General features: G+C 61.2%; 9 protein-coding genes. 4 read left to right on the top strand and 5 right to left on the bottom strand.

The window, feature by feature from the left end:
* Positions 1 to 169: 169 nt before the first annotated feature.
* On the bottom strand, positions 170 to 1510 hold the full coding sequence (locus ACU8HS_RS23350) for an adenylate/guanylate cyclase domain-containing protein (protein ID WP_112570508.1): 1341 nt from the start codon (positions 1508 to 1510) through the stop codon (positions 170 to 172).
* 426 nt (positions 1511 to 1936) lie between these two features.
* Here ACU8HS_RS23350 and ACU8HS_RS23345 point away from each other — a divergent pair, with 426 nt between their 5' ends.
* Positions 1937 to 3280, top strand: a complete 1344-nt coding sequence (locus tag ACU8HS_RS23345; RefSeq protein WP_447016293.1) for a nucleotide sugar dehydrogenase — start codon at positions 1937 to 1939, stop codon at positions 3278 to 3280.
* On the opposite strand, the gene ACU8HS_RS23340 is transcribed toward ACU8HS_RS23345, so the two are convergent.
* Entirely contained in the window at positions 3270 to 4445 is a 1176-nt protein-coding gene (locus ACU8HS_RS23340) for a DUF3095 domain-containing protein (protein ID WP_112755200.1), read from the bottom strand. The genes ACU8HS_RS23345 and ACU8HS_RS23340 overlap by 11 nt on opposite strands.
* Positions 4446 to 4565: 120 nt before the next feature.
* Here ACU8HS_RS23340 and ACU8HS_RS23335 point away from each other — a divergent pair, with 120 nt between their 5' ends.
* The gene (locus ACU8HS_RS23335; protein WP_447016292.1) at positions 4566 to 5045 is read left to right on the top strand and encodes a class I SAM-dependent methyltransferase; all 480 of its coding nucleotides are present in this window, start codon (positions 4566 to 4568) and stop codon (positions 5043 to 5045) included.
* A gap of 3 nt (positions 5046 to 5048) precedes the next feature.
* On the opposite strand, the gene ACU8HS_RS23330 is transcribed toward ACU8HS_RS23335, so the two are convergent.
* Both ACU8HS_RS23330 and ACU8HS_RS23325 read right to left on the bottom strand, forming a co-directional pair.
* The gene (locus ACU8HS_RS23330) at positions 5049 to 5927 is read right to left on the bottom strand and encodes an FkbM family methyltransferase (RefSeq protein ID WP_447016489.1); all 879 of its coding nucleotides are present in this window, start codon (positions 5925 to 5927) and stop codon (positions 5049 to 5051) included.
* The gene (locus ACU8HS_RS23325; RefSeq protein WP_112703390.1) at positions 5927 to 7642 is read right to left on the bottom strand and encodes an adenylate/guanylate cyclase domain-containing protein; all 1716 of its coding nucleotides are present in this window, start codon (positions 7640 to 7642) and stop codon (positions 5927 to 5929) included. The genes ACU8HS_RS23330 and ACU8HS_RS23325 overlap by 1 nt, the downstream gene beginning before the upstream one ends.
* A 192-nt stretch (positions 7643 to 7834) precedes the next feature.
* Between ACU8HS_RS23325 and ACU8HS_RS23320 the strand changes: the two genes are divergently transcribed.
* Entirely contained in the window at positions 7835 to 8929 is a 1095-nt protein-coding gene (locus ACU8HS_RS23320; RefSeq protein ID WP_447016291.1) for a glycosyltransferase family 4 protein, read from the top strand.
* Positions 8919 to 9686 carry a polysaccharide deacetylase family protein gene (locus tag ACU8HS_RS23315; RefSeq protein ID WP_447016290.1) on the top strand — a complete coding sequence of 256 codons (768 nt, stop codon included), beginning with the start codon at positions 8919 to 8921 and terminating at the stop codon, positions 9684 to 9686. Before ACU8HS_RS23320 ends, ACU8HS_RS23315 begins: the two co-directional genes overlap by 11 nt.
* Here ACU8HS_RS23315 and ACU8HS_RS23310 read toward each other — a convergent pair.
* On the bottom strand, positions 9668 to 10498 hold the full coding sequence (locus ACU8HS_RS23310) for an MBL fold metallo-hydrolase (protein WP_112570494.1): 831 nt from the start codon (positions 10496 to 10498) through the stop codon (positions 9668 to 9670). The genes ACU8HS_RS23315 and ACU8HS_RS23310 overlap by 19 nt on opposite strands.
* Positions 10499 to 10723: the final 225 nt, after the last annotated feature.

Here is a 10723-nt window from a genome sequence, read left to right as displayed (position 1 = left end):
CCAGTCCTTATGTGTTCCCGTTAAGGCACACTATCGTACCGTAAACGGGGTGTCCAGTTGATGACAGACATGGGAAAAACAACGCACGGCGCCTGTTTTGCAAGGCGCCTGATGCGAGGGTGGCCATATACGGTGCAGCGGCCAACGCCGCTGCAATGTTCGCGCGTAATTACTGAATGAATTTTTCGATCGGCGTACGTTTTACCTGTTTCTTGTCGCGGTGAAGCATGATGACCTGTTCGGCTTCCGAAAGGCCGTTCTGCACGGATTCGCGGAAACCTTCGTCGACGTGGATGCCGGATGTCGGCGCTCGCGGCTGAAGCACTGTGACCTTCTGGCGGATGCCGCGCAGTTTTTCCTCGCCGAGCGTGATCCATTCGCCGCCGCAATAGCCGGCAAAGGCCTGGCTTGCGACGACCTCCCGGCCGTATTTCTTCGTCAGCACCTGCAGGCGCTGCACCTCGTTTACAGCGGAGCCGAAGGCGGAGAAGGTAAGGCGGTCCTTCAGGCCGACATTGCCGAACATGACATTGCCGACATGCAGGCCGATGCCGTAGCCGATTTTCGGCAGGCCCTTCGCCTCGCGATCCTTGTTCAATTCGGCAACCCGCGCCTGCGCATGGTGCACGGCAGAAAGCGCTGCCTCGCAGGCGATCTTGGATGGGTCCTTGTGACGGCCGCAGGGATAGACGGCCAGGAAGCCGTCACCGAGGAAGCTCAGGATTTCGCCGCCGTTGCGGTTGAAGGGCGCGGCGATCGCGTCGAAGAACTGGTTCAGCGTATCGATATAGGCCTGCCGGCCTTCCTTCTCGGCATACATGGTGGATTCGCGCATGTCGGCCATGACGAGAGCGGCACGGATCGTTTCACCGTCGCCGCGGCGAACCTGGCCGTTCAGCACGCGCTTGCCGGCGTCGCCGCCGAGATAGGTGGTCAGCATATTGTTGGCGAGCTTGGCAAGCACCGCCATCTTGGCAGCCACCGCCAGATGGTTCTGCATGCGCAGCAGCGCATCGATCATGTCGTCGGAAAAACCGGCGGAGCTGTCGGTCGACCAGGAGCCCATCATGCCCTGCACCGATCCGTCGCCGAATGGCTGCACGAAGGCGAGGTAATCGGTGATCCTTTCCTGCCTGAGATCCTCGAAGATCGGAAACTCGCTCGGGCCGTCAGGCATGATGCGGCGGCGTATATGCTGCAGGTTGTTGTCGAGAAGATGGAAATAGGGGCTTTGCAGGAAACGGTCCGGCTTCTGGCCGGCCGGCATGCGGAAGCCTTCGATGGTCACGCCGCTGGCGCGCTTCCAGGTGAAGCTCAGCGCATCGTAGAGCGGATGCAGCATCGAGAAGGTCAGGTGCACGCGCGCGAGCGGCAGGCCGGCGGCCGCAAGCCGCTCGCAGAAACCGCGCACGATGTTTTCAAGGTCGTCACCGGCCAGCGAAGAATTCGTCAGCCATTCAGCAACACGGTCCAACAAAATGGAGGATACGCTGGATTCGATCGTGCTCATTCTTGGTATTATCCTCATGTCGCACGTCCATCCCGAAATGCAAAAACGACCATGACCTGCCCGTTCACGGTGAGCAGATCACAAAAAAAATCAGGATGTACGAGCGGTATTATCGTGTCAACGATTGCCGACAACCGGCTTTGACACCCGCCGGCTTCCGACCTCCTGGAAACGGGCGAGCAATCTTTGCAAAGTGGTTCATTATCATTTGCCAAAATAGGCACGCTGAAAGTGCGAAACAATGGGATTGCGATTTTTTTTGTGCGTCCCGGTTGCCGGGATGGCCGACCCCGGGTCATTCGGGCCACACCCGGCCGATGAAGCCGGCGCATGGCGCAGTTAGGTGTCGGTTGCAGGCCGGGTTTAATTTGGCGGGATCATGCATTAGATCAGCCTTCGGATTCACTTTTCGCAAGAGGCATGGCCTTGGACGCACGCTCTTCCACTTTCGAGACACTTTCCAAGAAGATTGAGACGCGCGCGGCGCGCGCCGGCATCATCGGTCTCGGTTATGTCGGCCTGCCGCTGGCGATGGCGGTCGCCCGCAGCGGCTTTGCCGTGACCGGCTTCGACATCGATCCGAAGAAGATCGTCGCGCTGGATGCCCGCCGCTCCTACATCGACGCGGTGACAAACGAGGCGCTGACGGCCGAGATTGATGCCGGGCGCTTTGTCTCGACGACCGATTTCGCCGGCCTCTCGGATTGCGACGTGATCGTCATCTGCGTCCCGACGCCGCTTACGAAACATCGCGATCCCGATCTTTCCTTCGTGGAGGCGACGTCGCGGTCGATTGCCGCCCATCTGCGCGCGGGCCAGCTGATCGTGCTGGAATCGACCACCTATCCCGGCACCACCGACGATATCGTGAAGGTCATTCTCGAAGAGACCGGGCTTAAGTCCGGTTCCGATTTCTTCGTCGGTTTTTCGCCGGAGCGCGAGGATCCCGGCAACCAGAATTACCACACGGCCACCATCCCGAAAGTCGTTGCGGGCGATGGCGCACAAGCCCTGTCGCTGATGAAATCCTTCTACGGTGCCGCCGTCTCGAGCGTCGTTCCGGTTTCCTCCAATGCGACGGCGGAAGCCGTCAAGCTCACCGAAAACATCTTCCGCTCGGTCAACATCGCTCTCGTCAACGAGCTGAAGACCGTCTATGCGGCAATGGGCATCGATGTCTGGGAAGTCATCGACGCGGCCAAAACCAAGCCGTTCGGCTATATGCCCTTCTATCCCGGTCCCGGTCTTGGCGGTCACTGCATTCCGATCGACCCCTTCTACCTCACCTGGAAGTCGCGCGAATTCGAGCTGCCGACCCGTTTCATCGAACTCGCCGGCGAGATCAATTCGGCGATGCCGCGCTATGTCGTCGGCAAGCTGGCCGAGGCGCTGGATATTCGTGCGGGCAAGGCGCTCAGCCGCTCCCGCGTCCTCGTGCTTGGCCTCGCCTACAAGAAGAACGTCGCCGATATCAGGGAAAGCCCGTCGCTGCGCCTGATCGAGATCATCGAGGAACGCGGCGGCAAGGCGGATTATCACGACCCCTTCGTCGCCGAGATTCCGCCGACCCGCGAATATCAGGCGCTGAAGGGCCGCAAATCCATCGATCTGACGCCGGAAGCCGTTGCGGGATACGACGTGGTCCTCATCGCGACCGATCACGACATAATCGACTATGCGGCTCTTTCGAAGAACGCCAGGCTGATTGTCGATACCCGAAACGTGTTCGGCCGGCTCGGCCTCTCGGCCGATCACCTCATCAAGGCGTAACCAAAATGCCGGAAAGCTGCTTGCCGGTGATCTGGCTGGCGGCAACGGCATAACCGCCGGCGGCACCGTCGATGAAGTGCATGTGGTCGCGCGACAGCGGCGTCGGCACGAAGCAGGTCATCAGTGCCGATGACTGGCGGTGCAGGCCATAGCGGGCCACGCCCCTTTCCTGCGCCTCTTTCAACAGCGTCTCGATACGGGCAAGGTGGGTGGCGTCGACGTCGATGGTCATCTTCAGGCCGTCGTCGAACTTGCGGAAATCCGAATTGCCCGAAACGTCCTTCCTGTAACGGCGCGCGTTGAAATGGGCGAAGGTGATGCCGAATTTGTGCAGAAGAACGGTCAGGCCGATCTGCAGGAGAATGAAGAGCCTCTGGCGCAGGCGCTTGCCCTCGGGTGCGGTGGCGTTCACCTCGCGATTGATGCCCTTCATCGAGAAGGCGAGTTCCGGCCCCTCTTCCGGCACGGGATGCCCGCTGCGGTTCTGTTCGGCGGTGATGGAAACGATGCCGGTGACGAGGGCCTGAAATTCCGGCCCGGGGCCGCCCTCGCCGGGCACGGCGATGATCGAAACGATCTCGCCGTTGCGGGCCTCGATCGGGCTCCAGCGACATGAGAGGCCGGCAAGGTTCGGCCGGGTGCCCGGTGCAGCCCTTTCGACGCCGTAACGGCCCATCTTCATGTTCTTTTCGGCCCAGCTCGTGCCGCCGCCCGAGAACATCGCATAGGTGACATAGGGGCTGGCCGAGTAGCGGGCGACACGCACATCGAGACCTTCCGCGCGGATATCGGCGATCGGCACGATGGCGATGCGCAGATCGAGATCCAGATCCTCCTTCACCCACACCTGTGTCGCCGCCAGCGCCTCGCGCGCTTCTTTCTCCAGCGAAGCGGGCAAGGCAATCAGCGCGCCGTCGCCGGCAAAGACAAAAGGGTAGTCACCCTTGCCGACGGCGTTCAGCACTGCGGAGATAACGCTGGCGCCGGCCATGTTGACGTCCTTGTAGCGGCCGCCGGATATCGCTTTCGTGGAGCCGACGATATCGGCCATTGCCAGCACCCACCCTTCGGGCAGCGGCTGATAATTGCTTTCGTCGGTCACGCCTTCGAAGTCACTGAAAACAGGCACGTTGGCAAAGAATGCGTCGTCGGACATCTCGTTCATGCGCCGAGTTTATCACAGACCCTTATTGTCGCTGCAACGGCAATTTGCGTTTCCGGCAATCGACTTGCACGGCATCAATATGGTAGCACCGCTGACATATTTTATGACGGACAGGACAAGATGAGCCGCCTCGACAGCTTCATTCGCCGATTGACGGCTCAACGCGATATTCTCAATGCCATCGTTGGTCTGGTGGAAGAGGTGGAAGGGCCAGTGCTCGAATTCGGCCTTGGCAACGGCCGCACCTACGACCATCTGCGCGAGCATTTTCCCGACCGCCGCATTATCGCCTTCGATTGGGAAATCCGCTCCTATTCCACCTCCACGCCGCCGGCCGAAAATATGGTGACGGGCAATATCCGCGATACCGGCCAGGCCTTTCTCGGGATCGACGCCGCGCTTGCCCATGCCGATATCGGCACCGGCCATGACGAGATCGATGCCGTGACGCTGACCTGGCTGCCGCAACTGATGGCTGGCGTGCTGGTTCATGACGGTATCGCCGTCAGCGGCCTGCCGCTGGATCACCCCGACCTTTTGCCGCTGCCGCTGCCCGATGGAATCAAGGAAGGGCGGTATTTCCTCTACCGGCGGAAATAAGCCCTACGGCAGGAACAGCACGTCGTACTGGTCGAGGCCGCCGGGCAGGTCGCGCACCTTCATCTCCTGCTCATGATCCTCGAAGAAGACGAGGCAGTCCTCGTAGAAGCCGGCGAGCCACGCGACGAAATCCCGCGTCCCCTCCGGGCCGTAAAAGAGCGGCGTGAATTCCATGTAAAGCGGCGCGCGGCGGGCAAGCAGCGGCAGCATCGAACGGCAGGCGACAGGCTCGTAACCCTCGATATCCATCCAGACGAGACCGATCTCCGCTTCGTCAATGCCGAGACCGTCGAGAATGCCCGTCACCGACCGCACCGGTACGCTGATCTTCTCGTCGCTGGCGCTCTGGCGGATGGCGCTGCTCTTGCCGTGATTGGCGCGGTTGAGGAAGAAGTCGATCTCGCCTTCGGCTTCGCCCGCGGCACAGTTGACGAGGCGGACCGTGTCGGTGAGGCTGTTCTGGCGGATATTCTGTTCCAGAAGGCGGAAATTGCGCGGGTCCGGTTCGATGCTGACGATTCCGGCAAAGGCGCGGGCCAGCGCAAAATAGACCGTCTGGGTGCCGATGTTGGCACCGATCTCCAGAAGCGTGCCGTCCTTCTTCAGCAGGCCGTGCTGGCGCAGGATCACGAGCAGCCGGTCGACGGCTCCGCGTTCGAAATGGCCCTTCCGGAAAACCTTGCGGCCGATATAGTCGGCGGGCGAAAAACTCATCAGGTGATCGCCGGCATCGACCGTCATGGAGGTCACGCGCGGCCCGATATTCTCGATCAGCAGCCGGCGGCCGAAGCGGGTATCGAAGAAGCGTGTGGCCAGCGCATTGCGCGCCTTGCGCAGACGGCGCTTCCAATATTTGGCAGTAAGCCATGCTTGGCCGGGCATCATTGTCTTTCCTTGAGCGGTTCGGCCGCTTTCTCTCTCGGGACCACGTAGACTTTCAAGGGGAGCGCGCGGCCGCGCACGTTGATTTCGCAGCTTTCGACCGTCTCCGCATTGATGCCCGCGTGCCTCGCGACCGGCTCGGAAATGACGATGGCGGCGTTGAGTTCCTTGGCTGCCGTTTCCAGACGGCTTGCCACATTGACCGTATCGCCGACGGCCGTCAGGCTGCGCACGCGCCCATAGCCCATCGTGCCGACGACGGCCGGGCCGGTGTGGATGCCGATAACGATCTCCAGCGGCAAGGGCAGTTCGCCGGCAAGTTCGGCGGCGAGCTTTTCAATTTCGGCAACAATTGTGGTTGCGGCCGCCACCGCCTGCCGGCAGGCTTCCTCGGGCGTGCTGTTGAGGCCGAAGAGTGCCATGGCGCCGTCGCCGATAAATTTGTCGAGCCGTCCTCCTGCCTGTTCCACCGCCTTGCCGACGATCCCGAAATAACGGTTGAGCAGGAAGACAACGTCGAAGGGCAGGCGGGTCTCGGTCAGCGTTGTGAAGTGGCGCATGTCGCAGAAGAGGACTGCGATCTCGCGCTCGCGGCCGGGACTGGTTTCCTGGCTGTTGGCGGGAAGGGCAGCCTCTGTCTGCGGCACGAGCAGCGGCGCGACGGTCAGGTTCTTGTCCGGGCGGAGCTGACAGGCGAGGCGCACGTCAGGTGCCGCGTTGATGCGTTTCAGTGTCGTCTGCTCCAGCTTGTCCGGCGGCGGCAGGGTCCAGTAGTCGCCGAGGATCTGCACACGGCAGGTGGAGCACTGGCCCTTGCCGCCACAGACCGAATAATGCGGCAGACCGCCAAGCCTGCTTGCCTCCAGCACGGTGAAGCCGCGTGGAACGCGCACGGTCTCGCCGCCGGGATAGTGAACCGCGACCTGGTTCGTCCGCTCTTTCAGCTTCCGGCGCGCCCGTGCGAGGATGACGAGGGCAAGCGCTGCGGAGAAGCTGCCGTAGAGCCCGGCGCGAATCGTCGCGATTTGCGCGCGCGCATCAGGATTATTGTAATAAAGCGTATTGATCGTTTCCTCGTAGTGCCCGGATTCTGCCTCGATATAGGAGGGATCGGACAGGGTGCGGCCCATTTCGACGAAACCGAGCAGCGCCAGCACCGGCAGCAGGATGGCGATCGCCAGAAGCAGCGATGCGGAATTGTCGTACCAGGGCCGATAGCGCAGCCAGAAATGGATGCCGATACAGCCGTGGATCCAGACGGCAAGCAGCGCGAACGTCTGGCGCACGCCGTTGTCGGGCGAATTGATCCAGAGCGTGCGAACGATCGTCTCGTAATTGTCGGTATAGCTGTAGAGCGCATGGACGATGCGCGTGCCGACGACATGGTCGATAAGCAGCAGCGGAATGAGAAGCCCAAGAACGATCTGTGCCATCTCGTTCCTGGGCATGACGAGGCTGCGACGCATATAGAGCCCGCGCAGTACCAGGGACATGTGGACCAGGACCGAGCCGTAGAAGACCACGGTGCCGAGCGGATTGCGCCAGATCGCCAGAAACAGCCGGCGCGCATCGTCGGCCGCCGTCAGTGAAACGAGCCCCAGCGCATGGTTCGACATGTGCAGGATGATGAAGACAAACATCACAAGGCCGGAGCCGAGCCTGGCCTTCCTGATTGCGCGCTCCGAAAAAATCCCTGTGGCCCAGACCGTCGTCATCAATTCCTGTTCTTGAAGCTCAAATCGCAAATGCACTAGAGAAGACGAAAAAGGGCGGAATTATCGTCTCGTCTAATCACGATCGCTTCGGTATGCCTGTCTGTATCGTTCAAGGATAGTGACAATAGCGGAAATTTTCGCTTGCGGCGCGAGCGCCGATTGTAAACACACTGTCACAGGCGGAGTGTCGCGATGCGGATCGCTTTCTACGCGCCGATGAAATCGCCGAACCATCCGGTGCCTTCGGGCGACCGGCTGATGGCGCAGCTATTGGTGCGGGCGCTGGAAATGGCGGGCCACTCGGTCGAAGTCGTATCCGAACTGCGCATCTATGCCGGTACGCCGGAAGCGGCAGCCGAACTGCGGGTGAAGGCCGAAGAGGAACGCGAAAGGCTGAGACGCAAGTGGCAGCAGGAGCCGAAACCGGAGCTCTGGTTCTGCTATCACCCCTATTACAAATCCCCTGATCTCCTCGGGCCGGGGATCGCAGCCGAATTCGCCATTCCCTATGTCACGGCGGAAGCATCCTATTCGCGCAAGCGCGATGCGACGGGCTGGACGGACTTTCAGACACCGGTGGGCGAGGCGATCCGTCGGGCGGCCATCAATATCGCCTTCACGGACCGCGATCGCCGAGGGCTGGAAGACGCCTTTCCCGAAGCGCGTATCGCAGGATTGAAACCTTTTATCGACACGGCGCTCTTCGAGCCGGTAAAGCCTGATCCCGATCCGCAACGATTGATGACCGTGGCGATGATGCGGGCCGGCGACAAGATGGAGAGCTACAGGATGCTCTCTGCGGCGCTCCGCGTCATCGAGGATCGGCCGTGGACGCTCGGCATCGTCGGCGGCGGTCCGCTGAGGAGCGAGGTGGAGGCGCTGTTTGCAGGCTTTGCGTCCGGTCGTATCGACTGGCTCGGCCAGAGGGAGCCGGAGGACATAGCCAGCCTGCTATCAAGGGGCGGCATCTATGTCTGGCCGGGCTGCGGCGAAGCCTACGGACTGGCCTATCTCGAAGCGCAGGCGGCGGGGCTTCCTGTCGTGGCGCAGAGGACCGCCGGCGTGGCCGCCGTGGTTGAGGCCGACATCACCGGGCTGTTGACGGCTGATGGCGATGTGGGAGCTTACGCGCGCGCCATTGCCGGGCTGCTGGACGATGGGGCGCGTCGTGAGGCCATGTCATTCGCCGCCCGAAGCTTTGTCATCAACGAGCGCTCGCTTGCCGGCGCGGCGAGAGAACTGGATTTGATCCTACGCAATCATGCAGGGGCAACATATGATCGATAGCACCATTCGCGAGCCGTTGCATCGGGAGCTGGAGCGCTGGCGAGACGCTGGCCGCGTAGCGCGGCTCTGGTTGCGGGACGACGATGCAATCGAGCCGACGGCGGCGGTTGAGCGGCTGATTGCCGAGACGAAAAACTATCATATCCCCATCACTCTTGCCGTCATTCCGGCCTTTACAGGCACGCCGCTCGCGCAGCGGCTTGCGGAGGAAGCGCATGTCAGCGTGGCTGTCCACGGCTGGGCGCATCACAATCATGCCGGACCCGATGAGAAGAAGCAGGAACTGGGCGGACCACGTCTGGAAGAAACCGTTCTCGGCGAGCTTTTTGAAGGCTTCCTGAAGCTGAAGGATCTCTACCCGACACGCTTTCTGACCATGCTGGTCCCACCCTGGAACCGGATCGACAAGGGCCTCGTTCCCAAGCTTCCGGCACTCGGCTTCCAATCGCTTTCCACCTACGGCCGGGTCAAGGGAAAAGGCCCGCTCGCTATCGTCAACACCCATGTCGACCTGATGGACTGGCACGGCACGCGCGGCGGGCGGCCGATGGCTGAGCTGATCGGCGAACTGGTCGCGGAGCTGCAGGACAGGTTCGAGGGCCGCAGCGAGCCGATCGGCGTGCTCGGGCACCATCTGGTGCATGACGCGGCCGCCTGGGATTTCCTTGCCGAACTCTTCGAGGCGACGGCAGGCCATCCCGCAGTGGAATGGGTCTCAGCAGCGTCGCTGGTGCAGGATCAGATGTCGATCACCTGATTGTCGCGGGCGGCAAAGGCGCCGGCAAAGGCGGCCTGCGCCTCGCTTTCCATCACGGCAAGCTGTTCGTCGGTGCGCGAGGGCGCATGATGGAACAGGGCAAAGCGCTTGGCGCCTGCCATTTTCGCCAGTTCCGTGCCGTGCTGCCACGTGGAATGGCCAAAGCCCTTGAATCGCTGCATCTCGTCTTCGTTATAGGTGCAATCGTAGACGACGAGATCGGCATCCTTCATCATCTCGAGCGCCACCGGGTCATGCGTGCCCGGAACGTGCTCGATGTCGTAGATCAGTGCCACGATACGGCCCTTCCAGTGGATGCGATAGCCGATCGCGCCGCCCGGATGGTTCAGCATATAGGTCTGCATCTCGACGCCCTTGTGCGGGGTCAGCGTCTGGCCGGCGTGGAAATCGCGGAAGTTCATCGTCGCCTGGCAGATATCGGTCTTTACCGGGAACCACGGCGGGCTGATGAACTGCTCCACCATCTCGCGCGTGCTCATCTTGCCGTCAAGATGACCGGACCAGATGTTGACGTTGATCGAGGGATAGTAGATCGCCTTGAAGAAGGGCAGGCCGATGATGTGGTCGTAATGGCAGTGACTGAAGAAGAGGTCGACATCGCGGACCTCGTCCGCAAGAAGCGAAAGCCCGGCCTCGCGCAGTCCCGAGCCCGCGTCGAAGATCATCCGGTGCTCGCCGCAGCGAATTTCTATGCAGGAGGTGTTGCCTCCATATCGGTCGAATTCCGGGCCTGATACGGGGATGCTTCCCCGGACGCCCCAAAATTTTACCTGAAACAGATCGTTGCTCATTTTCCTTCAAACCAGCTTTCCCGCTTCATCATCGTAGTCACCATCGATCCCGATCCGAAGCTGCAGAATTCCACGGGTTTGCCTATATCCCCTCGCACTCTTCCAACGGCTAGCCGAAGAAGAAGTAGATTTTCCTAAGCAATCGGCTTTTGGCTCAGAATGCAAGCCGGTATGGTTCGTTTTCGGTAAACGTTCCGGCATATGCGAGGTCGCGACACATCCGCG

The organism is Rhizobium sp. KDH_Rht_773_N (genome assembly GCF_052946295.1).
Note: the sequence above shows the minus strand (reverse complement) of the source record. Positions and strands in the feature narration are given on the sequence as shown.